Annotated in this window: 25 protein-coding genes; 10 read left to right on the top strand and 15 right to left on the bottom strand. The window is 65.4% G+C overall.

All coding sequences use genetic code 11. The features are described 5' to 3' along the window. Positions 1-9: 9 nt before the first annotated feature. On the top strand, positions 10-168 hold the full coding sequence (locus tag H8F01_RS18980; RefSeq protein WP_187056581.1) for a hypothetical protein: 159 nt from the start codon (positions 10-12) through the stop codon (positions 166-168). Between the two features lie 4 nt (positions 169-172). Here H8F01_RS18980 and kdsB read toward each other — a convergent pair whose 3' ends face one another. The 5 genes from kdsB to H8F01_RS18955 form a co-directional block, all read right to left on the bottom strand. Beyond that, complete coding sequence (kdsB, locus tag H8F01_RS18975; RefSeq protein WP_187056580.1) at positions 173-946, bottom strand: 3-deoxy-manno-octulosonate cytidylyltransferase; 774 nt, start codon at positions 944-946, stop codon at positions 173-175. Positions 947-1,114: 168 nt separating this feature from the next. Beyond that, a complete protein-coding gene (gene aroA, locus H8F01_RS18970) occupies positions 1,115-2,419 on the bottom strand; it encodes a 3-phosphoshikimate 1-carboxyvinyltransferase (RefSeq protein ID WP_238481053.1) in 1,305 nt (434 codons plus the stop codon). A gap of 42 nt (positions 2,420-2,461) precedes the next feature. Further along, positions 2,462-3,550 carry a prephenate dehydratase gene (pheA, locus tag H8F01_RS18965; RefSeq protein WP_187056578.1) on the bottom strand — a complete coding sequence of 363 codons (1,089 nt, stop codon included), beginning with the start codon at positions 3,548-3,550 and terminating at the stop codon, positions 2,462-2,464. Between the two features lie 79 nt (positions 3,551-3,629). After that, positions 3,630-4,715: a 3-phosphoserine/phosphohydroxythreonine transaminase gene (serC, locus tag H8F01_RS18960; RefSeq protein ID WP_187056577.1), complete on the bottom strand. Its 1,086-nt coding sequence runs from the start codon at positions 4,713-4,715 to the stop codon at positions 3,630-3,632. Positions 4,716-4,814: 99 nt separating this feature from the next. Then, positions 4,815-5,582 carry an FHA domain-containing protein gene (locus tag H8F01_RS18955; protein ID WP_187056576.1) on the bottom strand — a complete coding sequence of 256 codons (768 nt, stop codon included), beginning with the start codon at positions 5,580-5,582 and terminating at the stop codon, positions 4,815-4,817. A gap of 223 nt (positions 5,583-5,805) precedes the next feature. On the opposite strand from H8F01_RS18955, the gene H8F01_RS18950 reads away from it, so the two are divergent. After that, complete coding sequence (locus tag H8F01_RS18950) at positions 5,806-6,081, top strand: polyhydroxyalkanoic acid system family protein (protein ID WP_187056575.1); 276 nt, start codon at positions 5,806-5,808, stop codon at positions 6,079-6,081. A gap of 252 nt (positions 6,082-6,333) precedes the next feature. Further along, complete coding sequence (gene infA / locus H8F01_RS18945) at positions 6,334-6,552, top strand: translation initiation factor IF-1 (RefSeq protein ID WP_019466733.1); 219 nt, start codon at positions 6,334-6,336, stop codon at positions 6,550-6,552. Positions 6,553-6,675: 123 nt separating this feature from the next. Here infA and H8F01_RS18940 read toward each other — a convergent pair whose 3' ends face one another. From H8F01_RS18940 to clpS, 3 genes are all read right to left on the bottom strand, one after another. Then, a complete protein-coding gene (locus tag H8F01_RS18940) occupies positions 6,676-7,320 on the bottom strand; it encodes a hypothetical protein (RefSeq protein WP_187056574.1) in 645 nt (214 codons plus the stop codon). Positions 7,321-7,561: 241 nt separating this feature from the next. Continuing rightward, positions 7,562-9,829, bottom strand: a complete 2,268-nt coding sequence (gene clpA / locus H8F01_RS18935; protein ID WP_187056573.1) for an ATP-dependent Clp protease ATP-binding subunit ClpA — start codon at positions 9,827-9,829, stop codon at positions 7,562-7,564. Between the two features lie 121 nt (positions 9,830-9,950). After that, positions 9,951-10,277, bottom strand: a complete 327-nt coding sequence (gene clpS / locus H8F01_RS18930) for an ATP-dependent Clp protease adapter ClpS (RefSeq protein ID WP_026636494.1) — start codon at positions 10,275-10,277, stop codon at positions 9,951-9,953. Between the two features lie 132 nt (positions 10,278-10,409). Between clpS and H8F01_RS18925 the strand changes: the two genes are divergently transcribed. Genes H8F01_RS18925 through hflD form a run of 3 tightly spaced genes read left to right on the top strand, consistent with a single transcriptional unit; the run spans position 10,410 to position 12,671 of the window. Next, complete coding sequence (locus tag H8F01_RS18925; protein WP_187056572.1) at positions 10,410-10,901, top strand: NUDIX hydrolase; 492 nt, start codon at positions 10,410-10,412, stop codon at positions 10,899-10,901. Next, positions 10,898-12,037, top strand: coding sequence for a tRNA 2-thiouridine(34) synthase MnmA (mnmA, locus tag H8F01_RS18920; protein WP_274380568.1), 1,140 nt, complete (start codon positions 10,898-10,900; stop codon positions 12,035-12,037). The genes H8F01_RS18925 and mnmA overlap by 4 nt, the downstream gene beginning before the upstream one ends. A gap of 10 nt (positions 12,038-12,047) precedes the next feature. Beyond that, positions 12,048-12,671, top strand: a complete 624-nt coding sequence (gene hflD, locus H8F01_RS18915) for a high frequency lysogenization protein HflD (protein WP_187056571.1) — start codon at positions 12,048-12,050, stop codon at positions 12,669-12,671. A gap of 164 nt (positions 12,672-12,835) precedes the next feature. On the opposite strand, the gene H8F01_RS18910 is transcribed toward hflD, so the two are convergent. Next, positions 12,836-14,158 (bottom strand): MFS transporter, encoded by a 1,323-nt coding sequence (locus H8F01_RS18910; protein ID WP_187056570.1) that lies wholly within the window; start codon positions 14,156-14,158, stop codon positions 12,836-12,838. Positions 14,159-14,402: 244 nt separating this feature from the next. On the opposite strand from H8F01_RS18910, the gene aqpZ reads away from it, so the two are divergent. Beyond that, on the top strand, positions 14,403-15,104 hold the full coding sequence (gene aqpZ / locus H8F01_RS18905) for an aquaporin Z (RefSeq protein WP_274380567.1): 702 nt from the start codon (positions 14,403-14,405) through the stop codon (positions 15,102-15,104). A gap of 77 nt (positions 15,105-15,181) precedes the next feature. Here aqpZ and gloA2 read toward each other — a convergent pair whose 3' ends face one another. Genes gloA2 through ligA form a run of 3 tightly spaced genes read right to left on the bottom strand, consistent with a single transcriptional unit; the run spans position 15,182 to position 18,925 of the window. Then, complete coding sequence (gene gloA2 / locus H8F01_RS18900) at positions 15,182-15,577, bottom strand: SMU1112c/YaeR family gloxylase I-like metalloprotein (protein WP_187056569.1); 396 nt, start codon at positions 15,575-15,577, stop codon at positions 15,182-15,184. Between the two features lie 4 nt (positions 15,578-15,581). Then, positions 15,582-16,538 carry an EF-P lysine aminoacylase EpmA gene (epmA, locus tag H8F01_RS18895; protein ID WP_187056568.1) on the bottom strand — a complete coding sequence of 319 codons (957 nt, stop codon included), beginning with the start codon at positions 16,536-16,538 and terminating at the stop codon, positions 15,582-15,584. Further along, positions 16,535-18,925, bottom strand: a complete 2,391-nt coding sequence (gene ligA, locus H8F01_RS18890) for an NAD-dependent DNA ligase LigA (RefSeq protein ID WP_187056567.1) — start codon at positions 18,923-18,925, stop codon at positions 16,535-16,537. The genes epmA and ligA overlap by 4 nt, the downstream gene beginning before the upstream one ends. 135 nt (positions 18,926-19,060) lie before the next feature. On the opposite strand from ligA, the gene H8F01_RS18885 reads away from it, so the two are divergent. Further along, positions 19,061-19,681, top strand: coding sequence for a phosphatase PAP2 family protein (locus H8F01_RS18885; protein WP_187056566.1), 621 nt, complete (start codon positions 19,061-19,063; stop codon positions 19,679-19,681). A gap of 54 nt (positions 19,682-19,735) precedes the next feature. On the opposite strand, the gene rnk is transcribed toward H8F01_RS18885, so the two are convergent. Beyond that, positions 19,736-20,146 carry a nucleoside diphosphate kinase regulator gene (gene rnk, locus H8F01_RS18880; RefSeq protein WP_187056565.1) on the bottom strand — a complete coding sequence of 137 codons (411 nt, stop codon included), beginning with the start codon at positions 20,144-20,146 and terminating at the stop codon, positions 19,736-19,738. 240 nt (positions 20,147-20,386) lie between these two features. On the opposite strand from rnk, the gene H8F01_RS18875 reads away from it, so the two are divergent. Both H8F01_RS18875 and H8F01_RS18870 read left to right on the top strand, forming a co-directional pair. Next, positions 20,387-21,862, top strand: coding sequence for an MFS transporter (locus H8F01_RS18875; RefSeq protein WP_187056564.1), 1,476 nt, complete (start codon positions 20,387-20,389; stop codon positions 21,860-21,862). Between the two features lie 46 nt (positions 21,863-21,908). Then, positions 21,909-23,099 (top strand): cation:proton antiporter, encoded by a 1,191-nt coding sequence (locus tag H8F01_RS18870; RefSeq protein WP_187056563.1) that lies wholly within the window; start codon positions 21,909-21,911, stop codon positions 23,097-23,099. A gap of 1 nt (position 23,100) precedes the next feature. Here the strand turns inward: H8F01_RS18870 and H8F01_RS18865 are convergent, their stop codons facing one another. Beyond that, entirely contained in the window at positions 23,101-24,516 is a 1,416-nt protein-coding gene (locus H8F01_RS18865) for a cryptochrome/photolyase family protein (RefSeq protein WP_187056562.1), read from the bottom strand. A gap of 93 nt (positions 24,517-24,609) precedes the next feature. Then, positions 24,610-25,815, bottom strand: a complete 1,206-nt coding sequence (gene fabV / locus H8F01_RS18860) for an enoyl-ACP reductase FabV (protein WP_187056561.1) — start codon at positions 25,813-25,815, stop codon at positions 24,610-24,612. Positions 25,816-26,118 lie beyond the last annotated feature (303 nt).

Genomic DNA, 26,118 nt, shown 5'->3' with positions numbered 1-26,118 from the left:
TCGACGCTCATGGGCTGCCTGCCACTACCCATTCTGTTCGTGCTCGGCTTTCTCATTGGCCGGGCCGTCGCCGGCAACAACGGCGCCCTCTGGGGCGCCGGTATCGGACTTGCGCTGGGACTCTTGCTGGGCGGTCTGCTGGTGATGTTGATCCGCCGGAAGCGCTGAGCGATCAGGCGCCGGCCAGCCAGCGCTCCGCACGCGCCAGGTCACCCTCGGTATCGATGCCGGGCGGAAACGGCTCCGGTGTCAGGCGCGCGGCAATGGCAAAGCCGTGCTCCAGCACGCGCAACTGCTCCAGCGATTCGGCCTGCTCCAGCGGCGTACGGCTCAGCGTTGCATAGCGCTTAAGGAAACCCGCACGGTACGCATAGATGCCGATGTGACGCAGGAACGGCACGCTTTCCGGAAGCACATCGCGATCCAGCGCAAAGGCATCGCGCGCCCAGGGTGCCGGCGCACGACTGAAGTAGAGCGCACGCCCCTGCGCCGAACGCACCAGCTTCACCACATTCGGATCGAACAGCTCGTGCGCGTCGGCAATGGGCGTGGCCAGCGTGGCCATGGGCGCGTCGTCCTCGGCCAGCGCCCGCGCCACTTCGCGAATACCGGCCGCCGGCGCGAACGGCTCATCGCCCTGCAGGTTCACCACGATGGCATCGTCGGCCCAGCCATAGTGCTCGGCGCACTCGGCCAGGCGATCGCTGCCCGAGGCGTGATCGGCGCGCGTCATGCAGACATCCACACCCTGCCCTTGCAACGCATCGACGATGCGCTGATCGTCGGTGGCCACGACCACCTGCGAGGCCCCCGCTTCCAGCGCGCGCTGAGCAACGCGCACCACCATGGGAACGCCGGCGATCTCGCGCAGCGGCTTGGCCGGCAGACGGGTGGAACCGTAACGCGCCGGAATGGCGACGATGAAGGAAGGCGTGGCGACGGACATGGCAACCTCGTAGGCGGATGCCAAGGGTAGCTGCTGGCACTCACCTCGGCGAGTGGAGTGTCAGCAGTCCCTGCAGCAGCGCACCCTGTGCGCGACCACAGCCTGCCTCACGGCAAGATTGTGGTCGCGCACGGGGTGCGCTCCTACCGGAGGTGGGAAACGAATCGCTCAGGCGGACCGGAGGTCGAAGCCGCAACCGTTGGCCAGTTCCAGGAACCCCGGGAACGAGGTCGCCACGTTGTCGCAGTCGTTGATGCGCACCGCGCCGTTGGCAATGAGCCCTGCCACGGCGAAGCTCATCGCAATGCGGTGATCACCATGGCTTTCGATGGCTCCGCCGCTGAGCGGTCCACCTTGGATGGTCGCGCCATCGGGCACTTCGTCGATGTGCGCACCCAGCGCGCGCAGGCCGGTCGCCATGGTGGCCAGGCGATCGGACTCCTTCACGCGCAGCTCGGCTGCACCGCGCACCACGGTCTTGCCGGTGGCGGCCATGGCGGCGACGAACAAGGCGGGGAATTCGTCGATCATGTCCGGCACCAGCACCTCCGGCAGCTCGATGCCATGCAGGGGCGCATGTCGCACCAGCAGATCGCCCACCGGCTCGCCGCCGCTCTCGCGTTCGTTCTCCACGCGGATATCCGCACCCATCAGGCGCAGCGCCTGCAGCAGACCGGTGCGACGGGGATTGAGCCCGACCGCCTGCAGCCGCAGTTCGGAACCCGGCACGATGCTGCCGGCCACCAGGAAGAATGCGGCAGAAGAGAAATCGGCCGGCACATCCACATCCGTGGCGCGCAGCGTGTGTCCGCCGCTGAGGCGTGCACGGCCCGGCGCAAAATCAATCGGCCAACCGAAGGCAGCCAGCATGCGCTCGGTGTAATCGCGCGTGGGGTGCGGCTCGATCACTTCCGTCTCACCTTGCGCGTAAAGGCCTGCCAGCAGCAGTGCCGACTTCACCTGCGCGCTGGCCACCGGCAGCGTATAGCTGATGCCCTGAAGCGCCTGGCCCCCGCGCACCTGCAGCGGCGGCAGGCCTTCCTGCGTGTCGATCTTCGCCCCCATGCGGGCCAGCGGATCGGTCACGCGGCGCATCGGCCGACGGGACAGGGACTCATCGCCCACCAGCGTGCTGTCGAACGCCTGTCCGGCCAGCAGACCGGCCAGCAGGCGCATGCCCGTGCCGGCGTTGCCGCAGTCGAGCAAGGCCGTCGTGCCGCGCAGGCCATGCAGGCCCACGCCATGCACCACGCGCTCGCCGTCGGCGGGTGCATCGATGCGCACGCCCAGCTGCTGCAGCACGGCGGCCGTTGCACGGGTGTCTTCGCCTTCCAGGAAGCCGCGAATGTGCGACGTACCTTCCGCCAGCGCGCCAAGCATGAGCGCGCGGTGAGAAACGGATTTATCGCCGGGCACGCGCAGGCTGCCCTTGAGCGCGCGGGCGTGGTGACTGGTCCAGTCGAGTCGGGTCACGAAATTCTCCATGGGCCGCCAGACGGCGGCCCGACAGCTAGGTCAGGGCAACGCCACCGGGTACGAGCCAAGCACGCGCACCTGCGCGGCGGCGTCGCCCATCTCCTTCATCGCGGCCTGCAGCGGCCCATCGTTGATATGGCCGGAGACATCGATGAAGAAGGCGTACTGCCACTTGCCCGAGTGCGCCGGGCGCGACTCGATGCGGTTGAGGCTGATGCCATGCTCGGCGAACGGCTTGAGCACGTGGTACAGCGCGCCCGGCTTGTCGTTCACCGTGATCAGCAACGACGTGCGGTCGTTGCCTGACGCCGGGAATAGCGAGCGGCCGATCACCAGGAAGCGCGTGGTGTTGTCCGCGCGATCCTCGATGCCATTGGCCACCGTTTTCAGGCCATAGACGCGACCTGCGGTTTCGCCGGCAATGGCTGCGACGTCATCCGCATGACGCGCCAGGCGCGCCGCTTCGGCGTTGCTGCTCACCGCCACGCATTCCACGCCAGGCAGGTTGATGCGCAACCACGTCTTGCACTGCTGCAAGGACTGGGCATGGGCGTAAACGCGCTTGATGCCTTCCAGCTTGCCATTGAGCGAATGCAGGCACTGGTGCACGCGCAACTCGACTTCGCCGCAGATGGTGGCCTTGGAGGTCAGGAACATGTCCAGCGTCACCTGGATCATGCCCTGCCCGGAATTCTCCACCGGCACCACGCCGAAATCGGCATGGCCGGCAGCCACTTCCTGGAACACTTCCTCGATGCTTCCCAACGGCAGGCCGTAAGCCGCGTGCCCGAAGTGCTTGCGCACTGCCTGCTCGCTGAAGGTGCCCTCGGGGCCGAGGAAACCCACCTTGAGCGGATCCTCCTGCGCCAGGCAGGACGACATGATCTCGCGGAACAAGCGCACCATTTCCACGTCGGTGAGCGGGCCGTTGTTGCGGTCCACCACCATGCGCAGCACGTGTGCCTCGCGTTCCGGTCGGTAATAGTCGATCGCCGAAAGCCCTTCACCCTTCACGCGAGCCACTTCCTGCGCCCAGCCGGCGCGCTCGGAAATCAGCTGCTGGATCTGCTGGTCGATGCTGTCGATGCGTTCGCGTACGTCGGAAAGCGAAGATTTCTTGTCAGTCATGTCTGGGGACTACAGATGGAAAGAAGTCCAAATGGGGAACCGGGGACTATCCCCGATACCCCATCACCGTGCAACGGTTTCATCCGTGACGTTTGGCAAAATCCTGCATGAACGCCACCAAGGCCTGCACCGCTTCCAGCGGCACGGCGTTGTAGAGCGAGGCACGCATGCCGCCCACGGCCTTGTGCCCCTTCAGTGCCAGCAGGCCGGCGGCTTCCGATTCCTTGAGGAAATCGGCATCCAGCGCGCTGTCGTGCAGCGTGAACGGCACATTCATGCGCGAACGCGAGGCGTGCTCGATCGGGTTGCTGTAATAACCGCCCGAGCCGTCGATCGCGCCGTACAGCAACGCCGCCTTCGCCGCGTTGCGCTCGCGCATCGCCGCCAGGCCACCCTGCTCCCTCAGCCACTCGAAGGTGAGCCCTGCCAGATACCAGCCCCACGTGTTGGGCGTATTGAGCATGGAATCGTTCGCCGCGTGATCGGCGTAGCGGAAGATACGCGCCATGGGCCGCGTGGCGCGCTCGAGCAGGTCGCGGCGGACGATCAGGATCACCAGGCCCGACGGGCCGATGTTCTTCTGCGCGCCGGCATAGATCAGCCCGAACTTCCATACGTCGATGGGGCCGGACAGGATGTCCGACGACATGTCCGCCACCAGCGGCACATCGCCCACTTCCGGAATATCGTGGAATTCCACGCCGTGAATGGTTTCGTTCGGCGTGTAGTGCACGTAGGCGGAGCGTGCATCGAGCTGCCACGTCTCGCGCGGCGGCACGCGCAGGTAGTTTTCGCCCTTGCTGCTCGCGGCGACATTCACCTTGACGTAGGGCGCCGCTTCGCTCGCCGCCTTCTCGCCCCAATGGCCGGTGATGATGTAGTCGGCGCTGTCGCCCTCGCCCGCCAGGTTCATGGGAATCTGGGCGAAATGCTGTGTGGCGCCACCCTGCAGGAACAGCACGGCGTAGTTCTCGGGAATCGCCAGCAACTCACGGAGGTCAGCCTCGGCCTGGCGGGCCAGCCCCATGAAGAGCTTGCCGCGGTGGGACAGCTCCATGACGGAGGCACCGCAACCCTGCCAGTCGAGCAGTTCGCGCTGAGCGCGTTCGAGGACGGGTTGCGGCAGCGCGGCGGGACCCGCGCTGAAATTCCAGAGTCTGCTCACTGACGACGCCTAGGCTGGGAAGGTCGCCGCATTATGCCGCGTCGCAACAACACGGCGTCAACCGAATTCCGCGGGCAGATCACGTGCCGGCGGATTGCCTCAGAAGCGCACCAGCAGCGCCACGGCAATGCCCAGCGCCAACACGGCGGCGGTCGCGATAAGCCACCACACCTCGCCGCGCGGGCCCGCGTCTTCCTCGGGCAAGTGGGATGCCTCGGGCTGGGGCTGGACGATCTCCGGCTCGGGCTCCAGGCCCGGCGCATCGACCACGAAGCGATGCATGCCCAGGCCGACCTGGTCGCCCGGCCGCAAAGCCGCCTGCGTTACCGGGGCTCCGTTCACGCGCAGCGGGTACCGCGCGGATTGCTGCCCGGCCTCCAGCGTCAGTTGGCCATCACGCCAGAACACGGCCAGCGACGCCGTTTCACCCTGCGGCAGCTCCAGCGGAATGCGGCCGTGCGGCCCCAGCTCCAGCTTGCTCTGTAATGACAGCACGCGCCCGGAGAGCGGCCCGGCCACGACACGCAAGGCCACCGTACAGCGCCCCTCGGCGGGCACCGTCACGGGCAGGTTGTGCGCCGGTTCTTCGTCGGTGCGCAGCAGCATGCGGCAGTCACCCACACTGAGGATGTCACCGGCGCGCAGCAGTGCCTTTTCGCGCACCGGACGCGCATTGACGTAGATGCGGTTGCCCTGCGGAAGTACCTGCAACACCCAGCCCCGGCGGTCCAGCTGGATGCGCAGGTGATAGGCGCCCGCCTGGTGGGCGGCAAGGATCAGGTCATTGTCCGGCGCGCTGCCGATGCGCAACGCAGGGCTGTCCCAGTGGAAATCCTCTCGGGGCGAATTGGGAAACTCGATGCGCATCAGTGAACCAGTCGATGGACGGCCGGGACTCTAGCAGAAGCCTGCGTATTTCAGTGTCTGTTTCGCTTGCCAACACCGGCGACACATGGCAGTCCGCCTCACGAGTCTGTTTTACGCTCTCTACGCAGCGCACGCCGGATTCTGTTTGCGGGCAGAGCGTAAACAGGCGCTTGGCCTGCGGTCTGGCATACCATGCATGTTTTGCGCACACAGGAATGCCGCCATGCCGAAGATCGATATCCGCCGCCCGCACCAGCTTCCCGTCGCCGATGCCCGCGCAGTGGTCGACAAGGTGGCGGCGCGCATGCAGGAAAAGTTCGGCATGGAAGGCCAGTGGCAGGGCGACACGTTTCGTTTCTCGCGGCCGGGCGTGAACGGCAGCATTGCCGTAGGCAGCGACGTGGTTCATGTCACCGCCGAGCTCGGCATGATGCTGGCGCCGCTGAAGGGCATGGTCGAGCAGGAGATCCGCCGCAAGCTCGACGAGCAGTTCGGCTGACCCCGGCAGGCGCGTCCCATCTGCTCGCCCGTTGGCTCCGGCTTTCTTTGATTTCAATACGTTGGCCGCCTCGACCTGACGGTTGCACGCTCTTCGCCCAAGGCCAGGCCCTGGTCCCCGGCGGGCTTTGGCCGACCCGCAGACAGGGCCCCGGGGAGCCGCGCTGAACAGAACGAGAGCATCCGACGAACTTCCGTGGCATAATCGTCGGCTTACGCAGCCATGACGGCTGCCTTGCCCTCACCGGAACGCATGGCCAAAGACGACGTCATCGAAATGGAAGGCACGGTCCAGGAGACCCTGCCCAACACCATGTTCCGCGTGCAGCTGGAAAACGGCCACGTCATTACGGCCCATATTTCCGGCCGCATGCGCAAGCATTACATCCGCATCCTCACCGGCGACAAGGTGAAGGTCGAGATGACCCCTTACGACCTGACCAAGGGTCGTATCACCTACCGTATGAAGTGATTCCCTGCCCTCTGCAGTCATCTGCAGGGAGCTGACATTCCGCTCCGGGCATCTGCCGGAACTGGAAGCCATGGAATCAGCAGAAAGGCCGCGCATTCGCGTGGCCTTTTTTGTTGCGCCTGCTCAGTCGCGCCTTGGTTGCAACTGCACCAGCCTGGGCAGCGTCGTGCCCGGGCCTTCTACGGTGCGCCCCTCGGCAGGGTCCTCGACCGTGCAGGCATGGGCGGCCGAAGCAACCAGTCGCTCAACGCCACTGTCGCGCAGCAGCGCCTCGATGGTCACGTCCGCATCCGCCCCCAGCGCGAGAAAACGGGCCGCCGGCTGCAGGACCTTTCCCGTCTCGACCAAGTCACGAACCAGAGCGGCCTGCGGGCAGCGATGCAGCCTCGGCTCAATGGCGCGATGGAGCGCACCCGCAGTGTCCACTGCTTCCTCCCCCATGACCGTCCCCAGGACGGCCATCCTCGGGGCCTCGACGAGCGCACTGGCCCTCAGCCCCACCGCCGCTCCTCCCATACCGAGCAGATTGGCCGCGGAAACCATACGCGAGCCGGGCAGCGCCGGGTGCGCCAACGACGCTTCACTACCAGAGGCGCGCGGATCAGGCATGGCAAGCACCGTGGCATGTTCCAGCCCAAGGCTTTCGCGGGCCGTCTCCGGACCGATGTACACCACCGACGCAAACGACATCGTCGACGCCAGCAGGCTGAGCAAGGTCACGCCACGGGCAGTCCGCGCCCGATGGCCTTTCGAGGAAAGCATATTCATGCGAGGCACCCAGGGAGTGATCAGTAGAGGAGCGGCAGCCTTGCGCCGCACCGACATTCCCAAGGTTAGGTTTGGCCCTGGCCTCGATACATAAGACGACTCCTAATCAGCCGTGGGCTCGTCCGAATATTCCGTGCTCGCGCTGGATCCGCGAGCGATGCGTTCCGTAGGGCACCCATGACAAGGGCGCCTCGCGGCGCCCTTGTCGTTTCAGCTTGCCGCCCCTTGCGGGGCCATGGCCTCAGTTCACCGTGGCCGGCAGCGCCTCGGCCGCTTCCGTGCTGACCACCAGCTCGCCATCGTTCACGCTCAGGCGCACCTTGCCACCATCGGCCAGCTTGCCGAACAACAGTTCATCGGCCAGCGGACGCTTCACCTTTTCCTGGATCACGCGAGCCATCGGGCGCGCGCCCATCTGCGGGTCGAAGCCATGCTCGGCCAGCCAGCGGCGGGCGTCCGCATCCACGTCCAGGCTCACATGCTTCTCGCCGAGCTGGGCTTCCAGTTCGATCAGGAACTTGTCGACCACGCGCAGGATGTGGTCGAAGTCCAGCGCATTGAACTGGATGATCGCGTCCAGACGGTTGCGGAACTCGGGCGTGAACATGCGGCGGATCACCTCCATCGCATCCATGGTATGGGTCTGCTTCACAAAGCCGATGCCGCGGCGCGAGGCCTGCTGCGCACCTGCGTTCGTGGTCATCACCACGATCACGTTCTTGAAGTTGGCTTCGCGACCATTGGTGTCGGTGAGCACGCCGCGGTCCATCACCTGCAAGAGGATGTTGTACACATCCGGATGCGCCTTCTCGATTTCGTCGAGCAGCAACACGGCGTGCGGGTGCTTGGTGACCGCTTCGGTCAACAGGCCGCCCTGGTCGAAACCCACGTAGCCCGGAGGTGCGCCAACCAGGCGCGAGACCGAATGCGCTTCCATGTACTCGGACATGTCGAAGCGGATCATCTCGATGCCCAGCTGCATGGCGAGCTGCTTGGTCACTTCCGTCTTGCCCACGCCGGTGGGGCCGGCAAGCAGGAAGCTGCCGATCGGCTTGGACGGATCGGCCAGACCCGAGCGCGCCATCTTGATCGACGCAGCCAGCGCCTCGATGGCCTGGTCCTGACCGAACACCACCATCTTGAGGTTGCGCTCGAGGTTCTTCAGCACGTCGCGATCCGAAGCCGAGACCTGCTTGGCCGGGATGCGCGCCATCTTGGCGACGATGTACTCCACCTCGGGCACGTCGATACGACCCGTGCGCTGATCCACCGGCAGCAGGCGCTGGCGGGCACCGGCCTCATCGATCACGTCGATGGCCTTGTCCGGCAGCAGGCGGTCGGGAATGTGCTTCACCGACAGGTCCACCGCCGCCTTCAGGGCCTCGCTGGTGTACGTCACGTTGTGGTGTTCTTCGAAGCGCGAACGCAGGCCCTTGAGGATTTCCAGGCTGTCGGCCACGGTGGGTTCGACCACGTCGATCTTCTGGAAGCGACGGGCCAGCGCGCGGTCCTTCTCGAAGATGCCGCGGAATTCCTGGAACGTGGTGGAACCAATGCAGCGCAGCTCGCCCGAGGCAAGCATGGGCTTGATCAGGTTGCTCGCGTCCATGGTGCCGCCCGACGCGGAGCCCGCACCAATGATGGTGTGGATCTCGTCGATGAACAGGATGGCGCCCGGCTGTTTCTTGAGCTGGCCGATCACCGCCTTCAGGCGCTTCTCGAAATCGCCGCGGTACTTGGTGCCGGCCACCAGCGCACCCAGGTCGAGCGACCAGATGGTGGCGTTTTCCAGCACTTCCGGCACGTCGCCGTCCACGATGCGCTTGGCCAGGCCTTCGGCCAGGGCCGTCTTGCCCACGCCGGCCTCACCCACGTAAAGCGGGTTGTTCTTGCGGCGGCGGCACAGCACCTGGATGGTGCGCTCGATTTCGTCCTGGCGACCGATCAGCGGATCGATCTTGCCTTCCAGCGCCAGTTCGTTGAGGTTGCTTGCGTATTCGCTGAGCGGGTTGCCCTTGGGCTCGCCGTCTTCCGATTCGCGCTCGGAGCCGGGCATGCTCTGCGACGGCTCGTCGCCGATCTTGGCGATGCCGTGCGAAATGTAGTTGACCACGTCCAGGCGGGTGATCTCCTGCTGGTGCAGGAAATACACCGCGTGCGAGTCCTTTTCGCCGAAGATGGCCACCAGCACGTTGGCGCCGGTGACTTCCTTACGGCCTGAGGACTGCACGTGGTACACCGCGCGCTGCAGCACGCGCTGGAAGCCCAGCGTGGGCTGGGTATCACGTTCGTCCCCGTGCGGCAGTACCGGTACGGTTTCGGCAATGATCTTTTCCAGCTCGCGGGTCAGGCGCGGCAGGTCAACGCCACAGGCGCGCAGCGCGCCCAGGGCCGACTGGTTTTCGGTGAGTGCGAGCAGCAGGTGTTCCACCGTCATGAACTCATGACGCTGCTCGCGGGCCTGCTTGTAGCACTGGCCGATGGTGACTTCGAGATCCTTGCTGAACATCCGGACCTACTCCGCTGTGTGGCAGGGCGGCATTGCCGCGATGGCTAAGAGATGGGGGGCACCCTCTGCCTCTTCAATATCCGTGCCATGAGTGGCGGGACGTGGCCCCATCAGCCCGCTCTCAGAGCTTTTCCATAGTGCACAACAACGGGTGTTGATGAGCACGTGAATATTCGTTCACCTGGGTCACCTTGGTTTCAGCGACTTCCCGGGTGAATACCCCGCAGACTCCCTTCCCGCGCGTATGGACATGCAACATCACCTGTACCGCGCGTTCCTGATCCAGGCTGAAGAAGCTCCTCAGCACTTCGACCACAAAATCCATCGGCGTGAAATCGTCATTGAGCAGTACTACCTGGAAGAGCGGTGGCCGGGCCACCTCCGGACGGGAGGTTTCCAGCGCCAGACCGTGACCGGTGCCTTGTTCGTGTTCGGGTTCGTGAGCCATGGTTCTACGTGAGATTTCCTTGGGGAAAGTATACCGCCCGGCACCCGGGGTGCCCCGTCAAAGGCAGATCGCTTTCAGGTAGTGGCACAATGGGCGCTTTTCTACCCCCGTCCCCGTCGCCATATACCCCCCATGGCCGATCCCACGCTGATTCCCCTGCAAGTCTGGTGCCCGCACGTCACAGTGGCCTGCGTGGTTGCCGACGGTGACCGCTTCCTCATGGTCGAAGAGGAGGTCAATGGCCGCCTGGCGTATAACCAGCCGGCCGGCCATCTGGATGACGGGGAGAGCCTGACGACCGCCGCGCTGCGCGAAACGCTGGAGGAAACCGGCTGGACGGTGGATCTCGAGCACCTGCTGGGCATTCACCAGTGGCGCAGCACCGAGCATGGCGACGGTGTGGTCCGCTTCAGTTTCGCCGCCCGGCCGGTGAGCCACGATCCGGAGCGCCGACTGGATGACGGCATCCGTCGCGCCATTTGGCTCACCCGTGACGAAATCGTGGCGCTAGGTGACCAATTGCGCAGCCCGCTGGTGCTCCTGAGCATCGACGCCTGGCTGTCCGGCCAGCGCCATCCGCTGCACCTGTTGCACAGCCTGCTGGCCGAGGACCGTTACCCGTGAAAGTGATGCTGGGTATCTCCGGTGGCGTGGACTCTTCGGTGGCGGCCCTGCTGCTGCAGCAGTCGGGCCATGCGGTGGAAGGCCTCTTCATGCAGAACTGGGAAGAAGACGACCGCGACGGCCCCTGTACCGCCGACGTGGATCGCAAGGACGCCGTGGCGGTGTGCGGCAGGCTGGGCATTCCCTTCCACGCCCGCAATTTCGCCGCCGAGTACTGGGACGGCGTGTTCGAGCATTTCCTTGCCGAATACCGCGCGGGCCGCACGCCGAACCCGGACGTGCTGTGCAATCGCGAGATCAAGTTCAAGACCTTCCTGGACGAGGCGAAGGCGCTGGGCGCCGGCAAGATCGCCACCGGCCACTACGCCCGCGTGGACTTCCACGAGGGCAAGTACCGCCTGCTGCGGGCCGTGGATGCGGCCAAGGACCAGACCTATTTCCTGCATGCGCTGGGTCAGCAGCAGCTGGCCGCCACGCTGTTCCCGGTGGGCGAGATCGAGAAGTCGCTGGTGCGCCAGATGGCGCTGGACGCGGCCCTGCCCACCCACGCCAAGAAAGACTCCACCGGCATCTGCTTCATCGGCGAGCGCGATTTCCGCAGCTTCCTGGCCCAGTACATCCCGGCCCAGCCCGGCCCGATGCGCACGCCGGAAGGCGAAACCGTGGGCGAACACCAGGGCGTGATGTATTACACCCTGGGCCAGCGCAACGGCCTGGGCATCGGCGGCCGGCAAGGCGCCGGTGGCGATGCCTGGTACGTGGTGGGCAAGGACGTTCCCGGCAATGTGCTCTACGTGGCCCAGGGTGGCGAGAACCATTGGCTGTACTCGCGTCGCCTGCACGCCGAGCCGCCGAGCTGGGTGGCCGGCGAGCCACCGGCAAGGCGTTTTCGCTGTACGGCCAAAACCCGTTATCGCCAGGCCGACCAGGCCTGCGAAGTATTTGTGCTGGACGACGGCCTCGAGGTGGTGTTTGACGAACCCCAGCGCGCCGTCACACCGGGCCAGTCGGTGGTTTTCTACGATGGCGATGCCTGTCTCGGCGGCGCCGTGATCGACCGCACCGATGCTCCCTTCGGCGGCTGGAATGATGCCGTTGCCCTCCCCGCCTCCATAGAGTCCCTGTCCGGTGTTTGAAGCCTTTGCCATGAACGAAGAGCGCGTGCTGGCCCTGGCTGGCCTGTTCCAGGCCGCCACGCTCGCCCAGCAACTGGCCAATGACGGCCGCTGCGACGACATCGCCATGGCCGCCAGCATGGCCAGCGTGTTCCGGCTCGACGCGCCCTCAGTGGTGGGTGTCTACGGGGACGTATCGGCCGTGCGGCTGGGCCTGCGCCAGCTGATCACCCTGCTGGACGAGAACAACCGCGATGTCGCGGTGACGCGCATGGCGTTCACCGTGATGAAGCTTGAGCGCAGCCTGTCGCGCCGCAGCGATCTGCTTGATCGCCTGCAGCAGGGCATCGTGGCCGCGCAGCGTCAGGTGGAGCATTTCGGCGCGGATTCGCCACAAGTGGTCAAGCGGCTTGCCGAGCTATACGCCACCACGCTGTCCACGCTCAAGCCACGCGTGATGGTGACCGGCAGCCCCCAACAGCTGCAGCAGCCGGCCGTGGTGGAAAAGGTGCGCACCAACCTGCTCGCTGCCGTGCGCTCCGCCGTGCTGTGGCGCCAGCTGGGCGGACGCCAGTGGCAGATGCTGCTCTATCGCCGCCAGTGCAGCATGCTGGCACGCGGGTTGTTGACCGGTTCGACCATCAACAACACCTGATTCGGATACGCCGACAGCACGCCTCCGGCCTCAGATCGGTGATCCCGGCGCGAGCCGGGATCCCGTAGCGTCGGCGCCCAGACGTGCCCTCGCCTGCAGGCGTTTTCGCGACCGGATTCAGGCCTTCGCCGGAATGACGATGCCAGGGCAGGAACCAGCGAACCTCAGTCCGCCAGTTCGCCCGAACCCTTCCGCTTTGCCAGCAGCCAGAGTGCAGCCAACACGCTGACGACGGCCGTGATCGTCACGTAGTGGGCTGGCGCCATGCGCCCGGCCCGCTCGGCGAGATAGCCGATCAGCGTGGCCGTGCTGGCACCGAATACCGCATAGGCGACGTTGTACGCGAAGGAAATACCGGAGTAACGGATGGGCGCCGGGAAGGCCGCCACCATGATGGTCGGCACCACCGACACCGTGCCCACCAGAAAACCGGTAAGCGCATACAGCGGCAGGAAGTGCGCGCCGCCGGCAGCCAGGTCACCGAACAGCACGTAGGTCACCGTCACCAGAGCCACAGAGCCCAGCAGCAATGCCCAGGCCGCACCGATGCGATCGACCAGCCAGCCGAAGGCAATGCAGCCCACGCCCAGGCTGAAAGCCGCAAGGCTGTTGCCGAGGAAGGCCAGGTCAGGGGCGATGCCGAACGACTTCTGTGCCAGGTTCGGCAGCAACAGGATCAGCACAAGGATGGCCGCGGTCAGCATCCACGTCACCGCCATCGACAGCGCCACACTGTCACCATGACTGGCCAGCACCTGGCGCAACGGCAACTCGCGACTGAGCTCCTTGCGCTCGCGCAACTGGGCAAACACCGGCGTTTCACTCAGCCAGCGGCGCAGCCACACGGCGATGAAGCCGAACACGCCACCCAGCAGGAACGGCACGCGCCAGCCCCAGGCCAGCACATCGGCCGGCGCAAGGTGGTGGTTGATCCATGCCGCCGTCAGCGAACCGATCAGGATGCCCACGGTGAGGCCCGAGGTCAGGCAGGCGCAGGCCATGCCGGTGCGCCCGCGGGGCGCATGCTCGGCCACGAACACCCAGGCGCCGGGCACCTCACCGCCGATGGCCACGCCCTGCACCACGCGCATGACCAGCAACAGCAGTGGCGCCAGCACGCCGACGCTGGCGTAGACCGGCAGCAGGCCGATGGCCAGCGTGGGCAGCGCCATCAGGAACACGCTGAGCGTGAACATGCGCTTTCGGCCCTGGCGGTCACCGAAGTGGGCCATCACGATGCCGCCCAGCGGGCGGGCGAGATAACCGGCGGCAAAGATGCCATAGACCTGCAAGCGCGCCAGCCACGGTGCCATGTCCGGAGGAAAGAACAGGTGGCTCAGAGGCAGCGCGAAGAACACGAAAACCACGAAATCGTAGAACTCCAGCGCACCGCCCAGGGAGGCGAGCAGCAGGGTCTGGATATCACGCGCGCCCAGGCGGCGCTCCGGAGAGGCCAGCTCGGATGTGGTCGGGATGGCTTGCGTCATCAGTAATCCTACGGTTGCAAAGTCGGGCGACGGGGCAGCATATAACCAGAGGGTTCCGATTCAATGCGTCACACCTGGGCGGTAGCATGCCGCCCCGGCAAGAACTACCCAGCAGGACAGTTTTGCTAGCCTGAAAATCGCCTGGGCCCCGCACCAACAATCAGCTCCAGATCGGCAATGTTGTGGAAGACACGCAGGAACGCAGCCCAGGCCCATCCCTGAAAACACGGCAAGGAGAGTCCCCATGAGTATGGGCAAGCGTTTGGGAGCAGAGTTCTTCGGTACGTTCTGGTTGGTGTTCGGCGGCTGCGGCAGCGCCATCTTCGCGGCGGCATTCCCGGAACTGGGCATCGGTTTTGCGGGCGTCGCCCTCGCCTTCGGCCTCACCGTGGTCACCATGGCGTACGCCGTGGGTCATATCTCCGGTGCGCACTTCAACCCGGCGGTCACGCTCGGTCTGTGCGCCGGCGGCCGTTTTCCCGCCAAGGACGTCGTGCCCTACTGGGTCGCCCAGGTCATCGGCGGCCTGGTGGCCGGCACGGCGCTCTACGTCATCGCCAGCGGCAAGCTGGGGTTTGACGCCAGCGCGGGCTTTGCCTCCAACGGCTACGGCGAGCATTCGCCCGGCGGTTATTCGCTGGCCGCGTGCATGGTTGCCGAGTTCATCCTTACCGCCTTCTTCCTGATTGTCATCAACGGCACCACCCACAAGCTGGCACCGACCGGCTTCGCTCCGCTGGCCATCGGCCTCACGCTTACCCTTATCCACTTGATCAGCATCCCGATCACCAACACCTCGGTGAACCCGGCACGCAGCACGGCCGTGGCCTTCTTCCAGGGCAGCTGGGCCATCAGCCAGCTGTGGATGTTCTGGCTCATTCCGCTGATCGGAGGCGCGGTGGGAGGCCTGATCTACAAGCACCTGCTGGATTCGCGCGAAAGCTGAGCGCAACCGGCGTCCCACTGCCAGGCCCGGCGGCTCGCCAGAGCTGCCGGGCTTTCTTTTGGTTGCAACGCGAGACCCTATGCCTCGTACAGCTCGATGGGCAGGTCGTCTGGGTCGGCGAAGAAGGTAAAGCGCCGCCCCGTGAACTCATCCACGCGCACGGGCTCGCAGGTCACGCCACGCTCGTTCAACGTGGTGATCACTGCATCGACGTCCGGCACGGCGAACGCCAGATGGCGCAAGCCTTGTGCCTCGGGTCGCGACGGACGCTTCGGCGCCGCAGGAAACGAAAAAAGCTCAAGGCTGACGCCCGGCGACACTTCCAGATCGAGCTTCCACGAATCGCGCTCAGCCCGGTACGCCTCGTGGATGATGCGCAAACCCAGCGTCTCGCTGTAGAACGCCTTGGAGCGCGCATAGTCCGAACAGATCAGCGCCACATGATGGATCGCCGGCAACAGGTTTGACGCCATCGACTCAGGCCTCGGCAAAGGGGTACGTGAGCACGTCGGCAATGGCATCCGTTCCCACCAGGCACATCAGCAACCGTTCAATGCCCAGCGCCACGCCGGCGCAATCGGGCATGGTGTCCAACGTTTCCAGCAGGCGCTCATCCATGGGAACAGCTGGCTGCCCGCGCGAACGGCGCACCTCGTTGTCGCGCTCGAAACGACGACGCTGCTCGGCGGCATCGTTGAGCTCGTGGTAACCGTTCGCCAGCTCATAACGGCCCAGGTACAACTCGAAGCGCTCGGCCAGCGGCGGATCGCCGGGACGCACCTTGGCCAGTGCGCACTGCGACGCCGGGTAGTCGTGGATCACGGTAATGCGGTTGGTCGGGAACGATGGCTGCAGCCGATGCGTGATCAGCAGGTCGAGCCAGTCGTCGCGTGTGAGGCCGTCCGGGTTGATGTTGAACTCTTCCAGCGGCACCTGCAGCTGTGCAATCGGGGCGTGGGCCGGGTCGATGCCCAGTTCGTCGATGAAGAGTTGGCGATATCCTTCGATCCACACTTCGGCCCGCTGCCCCATCATGGCCAGTGCTGCTTCCACCAATGCGATGGTTTCTTCCATCAGCCGGCGATGATCCCAACCGATGCGGTACCACTCCAGCATGGTGAATTCGGGATTGTGCCGACCGCCCGCTTCGCCATTGCGGAACACGCGGCCGAGCTCATAGCAGTCGCCGATGCCTTCGGCCAGCAGGCGCTTCAGCGGATACTCCGGCGACGTGCGCATCCAGCGCACGCGCGCGCCGGCGTCCACGTGACCGCTGAAGCTGGTGCTGAAGCTCTCGATGTTCGGGTCGGTGTTGCCTGCCGCCGACAGGATCGGCGTCTCCACCTCCAGCACTTCGCGCTCCGCAAAGAACGCACGGATCAATGCGTAAAGTCGAGCACGCAGGTGCAGGCGACCGGCCAGGTGCAGGTTCATGCGCCTCCTTCGTGCTGGGCGAGCAGCTTCAGCAGGCCGTCTTCATCCCACACTGCCACGCCCAGCTCCTGCGCCTTGTCGAGCTTGGAGCCCGCGGCCTCACCGGCGACCACGAAACTGGTCTTCTTGGACACCGAACCGGACACCTTGGCACCCAGCGCTTCCAGTCGATCCTTCGCTTCGTCGCGGCTCAACGAGGCCAGCGTGCCGGTCAGCACCACGGTCTGGCCTTCGAGCGGCGCGGCTACGGACTTTGTGGTTTTCGGAATGGCGCCGAGCAGCTCCCACATGGCTGCATCAGCCTCACGCAGCTGCCGAAGGCTGGCCTTGTCGTGCAGGAACGCCGCCAGATTGGTCGCCGCCGCCGACGGCAGGCCCGCCGTGATCCAGTGCGCCGAACCCGCCTCGATCAGCTTATCCAGTGACGGGAAGCGCTCGGCCAGCAGTTTGGTGCTCTTGGGACCCAGCTTGCTGACGCCGGCCATGTCCAGCAGCACCGCGAGGTCCAGTCGCTGGTGCAACTTGGACGACGGATGGGTTTCGTCGGCGAACACGATGCCGGACGCCAGCAGCGCATCGACCACTTCCTGGTTGCCCTTCTGCGCGAAGAAGCCGGCGATGGAGCGCGCCACTTCGTCACCGATATCCGGCAGCACACGCAGCACTGAAGCAGGCATGCGGCGGATCATGGCCAGGCTGCCCAGCCAGGCGGCGAGCGTCTTGGCGGTGCTTTCGCCGATATGCATGATGCCCAGCCCGAACAGGAAGCGCGGCAACGTGGTCTGCCTGCTCGCCTCGATGGCTTCAAGCAGGTTTTCGGCCCATTTGGTGGCTACCTTTCCCTGCTTGACGGTTTCCGGCGTGCTGCCGTCGCGCTCGTCCGCGCGGCGCTTCATTTCCAGGAAATCGTCCAGCGTGAGCTTGTACAGGTCCGCCGGCGTGTGCACGTAACCGAAGTCCACCAGCGCATCCACGAAGCGCTCGCCGATGCCTTCAATATCCATGGCGCGACGCGCGGCGAAATGGATCAGGGCCTCCTTGCGCTGGGCCGGGCAGATCAGCCCGCCCGAACAGCGCCAGGCGGCCTCGCCTTCTTCACGCAGCAAAGCCGAGCCACACACGGGGCAATGCGTGGGCATATGCCAGGCATGCGTATGCGCCGGGCGCAGATCCGGCATCACGCGCACCACTTCTGGGATAACGTCGCCCGCGCGGCGCACGATCACGGTATCGCCCACGCGCACGTCCAGTCGCGCGACCTGATCGGCGTTGTGCAGGGTGGCGTTGGTCACCGTGACGCCGGCCACCTGCACCGGCTTCAGCCGCGCCACCGGCGTGGCAGCACCGGTACGTCCGATCTGGATCTCGATGGCCTCGACGGTGGTGGTTTGTTCCTGCGCGGGGAACTTGTGTGCGATGGCCCAGCGCGGCGCACGCGACACGAAGCCCATCACCCGTTGGCCTTCGTAGTCGTCCAGCTTGTAGACCACGCCGTCGATATCGTACGGAAGCCCGTCGCGCCTGGCGCCGATGCGCCGGTAATACGCAATAAGACCGTCGAGCCCCTTGGCGGTATCCACCTCCGGCGACACGGGGAAACCCCAGTCGCGCAGTTTCGCCAGGGTCTTCGAATGCGTGGCCGGCAAGTCACCGCCCTGCACGTCACCCACCGCATAGGCGAAGAAGCTCAGCTTGCGCCTGGCGGTCATGGCCGGATCGAGCTGGCGCAGCGAACCGGCCGCGCCGTTGCGGGGATTGGCCAGCGTCTTCTCGCCATGGGCCCGGGCGTGTTCGTTGAATGCTTCGAAATCCTTGTGCAGCATGATCACTTCGCCGCGCACTTCCAGCACGCGCGGCCAACCCTCGCCGCGCAGGCGCAATGGAATGGCGCGCACGGTGCGCAGGTTGGCGGTGACATCTTCGCCGGTTTCGCCATCACCACGCGTGGCGCCCTGCACGAACACGCCGTCTTCATAGCGAAGGCTGATCGCCAGGCCATCCAGTTTCGGCTCGACGGAAAACACCGGCTGGCGACGATCCAGGGTCTGCTCGATGCGGCGCTCGAACTCGGCCACTTCGCGGAAGCGCTCGCGATCGTCGTCGCCTTCCTGCTCGAAAGCATTGTTCAGCGACAACATGGGCATGGCGTGCCGCACTTCGGCAAAGCCGCCCTGCGCACGGGTGCCGACGCGCCGCGTGGGCGAGTCGGTCGTGACCAGTTCCTGGTGGGCGTCTTCCAGCGCTTCCAGTTCCCGCATGGCGCGGTCGTATTCGGCATCCGTGATCTCCGGATCGTCGAGCACGTGGTAGCGGTAGTTGGCGCGCTCGATCTTGTCGCGCAGCGCGCTGGCTTGGGCTTGCCAATCGTTGGCGGGGCTCTGGCTCATGCGGGGGGTTCCTCGTATCCGCCGAGTTTAACGGCTCAGTCCGTGTTTTCGCCCCCTCCTAAGCAGAAAGAAAGCCGTCCGGCGTAGTGTTCCCGCCGACAACTCAAGCCGTTTCGCACTCTGGAGGGTGGACTTATGCGTCCTCGACAGTTGGCGGCTCTGGCACTCGTCTTCGCCCTCAGCCCCGCCTGGGCGGGCAGCGGCATTCTGGGCATGGACCACCTTGTGCCCTATGACGACAGCGGCATCTGGAAACGCAGCAACCAGCAGATTCTGCTCTATGGCACCGTGTTGTCGATCGCCGGTGGCGCCATCTGGCTGGGCGACGACGACCGCTTCGGCGATACCCTGTGGCGCTCCGTGGATTCCATGGCCGTCACCGCGGCCGGCACGCAGGTGCTCAAGTGGACCTTCCAGCGCGAGCGGCCGTCGCAGACCAGTAATCCCAACAAGTGGTTCCAGGGCATCCATGCGCAGAGCTTTCCGAGCGGCGAAGTGGCCACCATCTCGGCGGCCGTCACGCCGATCATCGCCAGCTACGGCAGCGACCATCCCTCGGTCTACCTGCTGGCGTTATTGCCTGCGTATGACGCCGTGGCGCGCGTGAAAACCCATGGCCACTGGCAGAGCGACGTGGTGTTTGGCGCCGCCATCGGCGTCGGCGTCGGCCTGTGGGCCTCGCACCGGGACTCGCCGTGGATCGTGTCGTTGCTGCCGGGTGGTTTCCAGGTGGGTTTCCGGCACCACTTTGACTGACACGGCATCGGGGCAGCCACGCCAGCCCGCCATGGGCATGGCGTGACGATGACGTCAACGATGCAGGTCGCCGGACGCTTCGGGCTGATACTCGATTTCCAGCACACGCAGCTGGCGACGGCGGCCATCGGGGGTGGGCCATTCGATGTGCTGCCCCACCTTCAGGCCCAGCAAGGCACTGCCGACCGGCGCAAAAATCGACACCGTGCCCGGCAAGCCCGCGCCGGAGGGATAGGTCAGCGTCACGGTGAGCTCATCGCTCGAATCGTCGTCCTTGAAAGTGACCACGGAATTCATGGTGACCACGTCCGTGGGAATCTGCGCCGGGTCCACCACGTCCGCCCGATCCAGCTCACCACGCAATGCCTGGTACTGCGCCGCCTGCACCGGCGGCATGCGCTCCAGCAAGGCTTCGATGCGATCCAGGTCAAGCGAGGAAATAACAATGGGTGGCTTGTTGCTCATGGGGACTCCTGTCGTCCGAACGGGTCATGCATCGACCGTGTGCTGTCGCAAAAGACGACGCGCCGGGACGGTGCCGCCCCGGCGCGCTCATTCCTTCGCTGTTTTTCCATTCATCCCTGCGGGGTGGTCGCCGTGTCGTTGACACGATCCGCACAAGCGGCCGTCAAAGATGAAACGCGACCGACTGTGGACGCTTCAATAGGCAAAAGCAAGCTGCCATAACAGCTATCATAGTGAGACATGCCCGAGAATCTCGCCGCTACCCAGACCAGCCTTCCCGTACCGCCTCCCGGCGAGGAAGCACCGGCGCCGCAGCCGCCGACGGAATCCTCGCGTGAGCGCTATCGCGGACTGATCTGGCTGGTGGCCGCCGCCTTCTTCATGCAGGCGCTGGACTCCACCATCGTCAATACGGCGGTGCCTGCGATGGCCGAGGCACTGAACGTCACGCCGCTGGGCATGCGCACCGCGCTCACCAGCTATGTGCTGACACTGGCGATCTTCATTCCCGCCAGCCCGTGGTTGTGCGATCGCTTTGGCACGCGACGCATCTTCGCTGCCGCCATCGCCACTTTCACCATCGGCTCGTTGTTGTGCGGCATCGCGCAGACCTTGCCGCAGCTGGTGGCTGCCCGCGTGCTGCAGGGCCTGGGCGGCGCGGCGCTGATGCCCGTCGGGCGATATGTGCTGGTGCGCAGCATCGACAAACGGGAATTCGTCAGGGCGATGAGCACGGTGGCCACCGTCGGCCTGCTCGGCTCGGTGCTGGGCCCGTTGCTTGGCGGCGCGCTGGCGCAATACACCACCTGGCGACTGATCTTCCTGATCAACGTGCCGGTGGGGCTGGTCGGCATGTGGATGAATCGCCAATCCATGCCTGATTACCGGCTCGACGACATCCACCCGTTCGACCTGCTGGGTTTCCTGCTGTTCGCGGCCGCCTCGGCCATGCTGCTGACAGCCTCGGAAGTGGCCAGCGGCGGTGGCGGCCAGTGGGTGCGCATTGCGATCTACGGCGTGCTCGCCGTGGTGTTCGGCGTCATCTACGTGTGGCATAGCCGCCGCACGGATCACCCCGTGGCGGACCTGAGCCTGCTGCGCGTGCGCAGCGTGTGGGTATCGCTGGCCGGCAACCTGTTCACCCGCCTGGGCGTATCGGGCATGTTCCTGCTGCTGGTGCTGTTCCTGCAGGTGGGTTGCGGCTGGTCGCCGTTGATGGCCGGCCTGATGATGGTGCCGCAGGCGCTGGGCTCGATCACCGCCAAGTGGGGCATCAACCGGCTGCTGCAGCGTTTCGGCTATCGCCGGCTGCTGTTCACCAACACGCTGATGGTAGCGGTGCTGCTGGCCATGTTCGCGCTGCTCGGCAAGGGCTCGCCCATGTGGCTCATCGCCCTGATGGTGTTTGTCTACGGCGGTTTCATGGGCATGCAGTACACCGCCATGAACACCTTGATCTACAACGATCTGGACGTGAAGTTCGCCTCTCAGGCCTCGTCCATGGCATCGACAGCGCAATACCTGTCGATGAGCTTCGGCATTGCGCTGGCTTCGCTGCTGATGGAAGCGCTGCTGCAGGGCCATGCGCACGATGACTACATTCCCGCCTTCCGCTGGACGGTGCTGCTGCTGGCCATCGTGACGGCCACGGCCAGCTGGGTATTCAGTCGCCTGAAGAATGAAACCGTGGCGCGCGCCGGCCACGCCTCCGGCTAAGAGCCTGTAGCATGCACCGGACCTGATCACGGGGCCGTCCCTGCCCATGCACCACGCCGCCGACATCCTGCTCACGCTTTTCATCGTGTTCGTTGCCGCGCAGATCGGCAGCGAAATCGCCCAGCGCCTGAAGCTGCCCGGCGTCGTGGGCGAGATCGCCGCGGGCTGCGTGGTCGGCCCGTCCTTGTTGGGGTGGATCACACCCGACCAGGTCGCCACGGGCACGCCGCTGGACGTGCTGTCGGAGATCGGCGTGGTGCTGCTGCTGTTCTCCGTGGGCCTGGAAACCCGCCTGGAAGACCTGAAGAAGGTCGGCAAGGTGGCCTTCCTGGTGGGCGTACTGGGCGTGTTGGTGCCCTTCGGCATGGGCGGCCTGTGGGCTCACGGCAGCGGCTTCGACTGGAGCCGCTCACTGTTCATCGCCGCCGCCTTCGTGGCAACTTCTGCCGGCATTACCGCGCGCGTCCTGCAGGAGCTGGGCGCGCTGCAGCGCATCGAGAGCAAGGTCATTCTGGGCGCTGCGGTCATCGACGACATCCTGGCCATGCTGCTGCTCGGCGTGGTCGTGTCACTACAAGGAGGCGAAGGCATCGACGTGGTGCATCTGCTTGCCGTACTGGCCGGCGCCATCGGTTTCATCGCCGTCATCGGTGTGGGCGGTGCGCGCGTGATGCGCTGGAACTCCAGCTGGCTGGACAAGCCACTGAGCCCGCATTCGGCGCTGGCCATCGTGCTGGCGCTATGCCTTGGCCTGGCCTATATCTCCACGCTGTTCGGGCTGGCGGCGATCATCGGCGCCTTCCTCGCAGGCATGATGGCCTCTGAAACACGCCAGCAGCACACGCTGGAGAAACAGATGCAACCGTTGCTCGCGCTGCTCACGCCGTTCTTCTTCGTCATCACCGGCAGCAAGATCGACCTGCACCAGCTGGCGAACGCCGAGGCCGGGATCATGCTGCTGGTGGTCACACTGATCGCCATTGTCTCCAAGCTGATCGGCGGCTTCCTGGGCTCGCTCTCGCTGGGTTCGCGCAGTGCCACGGTGGTGGGCTTCGGCATGGTGCCGCGCGGCGAAGTAGGCGTGGTCATCGCCAGCCTTGGCCTGGCCGCCGGTGTATTCACCGACCGCATCTACGCCATCATCGTGGCGATGTCGCTGCTGACAGCGATGGTCACACCGCCAGTGCTTGCCTGGCTGCTCCGGCGAACCACCGGCAGCGCCGGAAAGGCCGCCTGAATCACCCGTTGCGCATGCGTTGCCAGGCATCCAGTGCAGCCAGGCGCGTCTCGCCGACATCAACCATCGGCGCGGGATAACCACTGCGGCGCAGCAGTGCGGGATCCTTCCACGGCTCGAACAGCAACGGCAGTGGGGCGGAGGCAAGCTCCGGCAACCAGCGGCGCAGGTACTGCCCCTGCGGATCGAATTTCTGCGCCTGCGTCACCGGATTGAACACGCGGAAATAGGGCGCGGCGTCCGCACCGCTGCCGGCCACCCACTGCCAGCCCAGCGTGTTGTTGGCCAGGTCGGCATCCACCAGCGTGTCCCAGAACCAACGGGCGCCATGGCGCCAGTGCAGGCGAAGGTTCTTGGTGAGGAAGCTGGCCACGATCATGCGCACGCGGTTGTGCATCCAGCCTGTGTGCCACAGCTCACGCATGCCCGCGTCGACCAGCGGGATGCCGGTCTGTCCACGCTGCCACCGTTCCAGCGCGGCGGCGTCATCGGTCCACGCAAACCCGTTGAATTTTTCGTTGTAGTTTTCCGTGGGCGTGTGCGGAAAGTGATAAAGCAGGTGATGGGCGAATTCACGCCAGCCCAGCTCGCGCAGGTAAGGCTCGATGTCCGGACGTCGACGCGCGCTTGCCGCACTCGCGCGCTCCGCCAGCTCGTGATGGATCTGGCGCGGCGATATCTCGCCGAAATGCAGGTGCGGCGACAGGCGTGAGGTACCGTGCCGCGCGGGAAGGTCACGTGCCTGCGCGTAATCGCCCAGCGCGTCATCGATGAAGATTTCCAGCAGTTCCTGCGCCCCCTGCTCGCCCGGCTGCCAGGCGTCCTGCATGCCGGTGTCCCAGCGGATCGACGGCAGCAATCGGAGGGCATCCAGCGGCAGTCCGCCATCGACGGCAGGGCTGCGCAACGATGCAGGCGCCGCCAGGGGCCGCGCCGCATCCAGCCGGGTGCGCAGGTTTCGCCAGAACGGCGTGAACACGCCATACGGTGCCTGCTGCTTCGTCTCGATCTGCCAGGGCTCGCACCACAGCGCGGCATTGAAGCTGTGCGCCTCGATGCCCTGCTCGCGCAGCGCGGCCTTGATGGCGCTGTCCCGGGTGATCACCGCGGGTTCGTACTGGCGATGCCAGTACACCGCCGATGCGCCGGTGCGATCGATCAGGTCACGCAGTGTGGAAAGACTGTCGCCCTGCGCCAGATGCAGTGCACTGCCGCGCTCGCGCAGCTGGGTATCCAGGCTCGACAGCGAATGATGCAGCCACCAGCGGCTCGCGCCACCGGGCGCCCACGGGCCGTCTTCCTGTGGTGCGTGGATATACAGCGGCAGGATGTGCTCGTGCGCGCTGCAGGCGGCGTCGAGCGCGGGATGGTCGGCGAGCCTAAGGTCGCGACGAAACCAGACGATGGCGGTGCTCATGGCGGCGGCTCGGTCAGGGCGGCGCCCCAGGGGGCCTCGTCGGTGAAACCGTCACCGGATGCCGCCATGACGACGGCATCCGGTGCGTTCCGGTCAGAGCTCGACGACGTCGAAGCGGCGATCCGGGTTCACGTCTTCCTCGTAGTTCACGTCGGTGCGGCCAAAGCCGAACAGGTGCAGGAAGTCGTTCTTGTAGCCCGCGTAGTCGGTGAGCTGGTTGAGCGTTTCGGTGGTGACCGTCGGCCACAGCGCCTTGCACTCCTGCTGCACGTCTTCGCGCAGCTCCCAGTCATCCAGGCGCAGGCGACCATCGCTGTCGGTTTCCGGCGCCTGGTGATCCTTGCGGTACATGCGGTCGCGGAACAGGCGGTTGATCTGCTCGATGGTGCCTTCGTGGATGCCCTTTTCCTTCATCACGCGGAAAGAAATGGCGATATACAGCGGCAGCACGGGAATGGCCGCGCTGGCCTGCGTCACCACCGACTTCATCACGCCCACGTAGGCGTCCAGATGCTCGGCCTTGTGCTCGGCCACCAGCTGCCTGGCGGTGTTGTCCAGATGCTGCTTGGCCTGGCCCAGGGTGCCGTGCCAGTACATCGGCCAGGTGATTTCCGTGCCGATGTAGCTGTAGGCCACGGTCTTGGCGTGATCGGCCAGCACGCCAGCCTTGCTCAGCGCGTCGATCCAGAGCTTCCAGTCCTCGCCACCCATCACGGTGACGGTGTCCTTGATCTCCTGCTCGGTGGCCGGCTCCACCGATGCCTGCACCACCGTGTCACGGTTGGTGTCGATCGAGTTGGCGGTGAAGGTTTCACCGATGGTCTTGAGCGAGGAACGCACCACTTCGCCCGTGTCCGGCAGCTTGCGCACCGGCGAGGCCAGCGAATAGACGACCAGGTCGATCTTGCCGCCCATCTCGTTCTTGATGATCTCGATGGCGCGCTCGCGCGTTTCGTTGGCGAACGCATCGCCATTGATCGAGCGACTGAACAGGCCCGCTTCCTTGGCGAACTTGTCGAAGGCCGCCGAGTTGTACCAACCCGCCGTGCCGGTCTTGGTTTCGCTGCTGGGCTTCTCGAAGAACACGCCCAGGGTCGCCGCGCCGTAACCGAACGCCGCCGTGATGCGCGAGGCCAGGCCATAGCCGGTGGAGGCACCGATCACCAGCACGCGCTTGGGACCTTCGCCCAGGTCACCCTGCGCCTTGGTGGTGTTGATCTGATCGAGCACATTGCGCTCGCAGCCGACCGGATGGGCCGTCACGCAGATGAAACCGCGCACCTTGGGGTTGATGATCACTCGGAGACTCCTAGGGAGAGCATGGCAAACCCGCATATTACCCCGCGTGCCTTGCCATGCGCTGCCGTAGGGATAGGCGACATTCCCCGCCCGGCGGGGAGGCGCACAACAGAGCGGCGGCGCAAACCAGTAATTTTGCGGTTCGAACCTACAGACCAAAGCTTTACGATCCTTGCATGATCACGGGCGAATCGCCGGGCAAGGAGTCCCGGTGGGGTAACACGACGGCCGGACTTGGCGAAGGATCATAGGGACCATGGCGGATATCGCGCGCAAGAGGCTGGCAGGCCATGCCTCCGCCTG

Source organism: Dyella telluris (genome assembly GCF_014297575.1).
Lineage (GTDB): Bacteria > Pseudomonadota > Gammaproteobacteria > Xanthomonadales > Rhodanobacteraceae > Dyella > Dyella telluris.
Note: the sequence above shows the minus strand (reverse complement) of the source record. Positions and strands in the feature narration are given on the sequence as shown.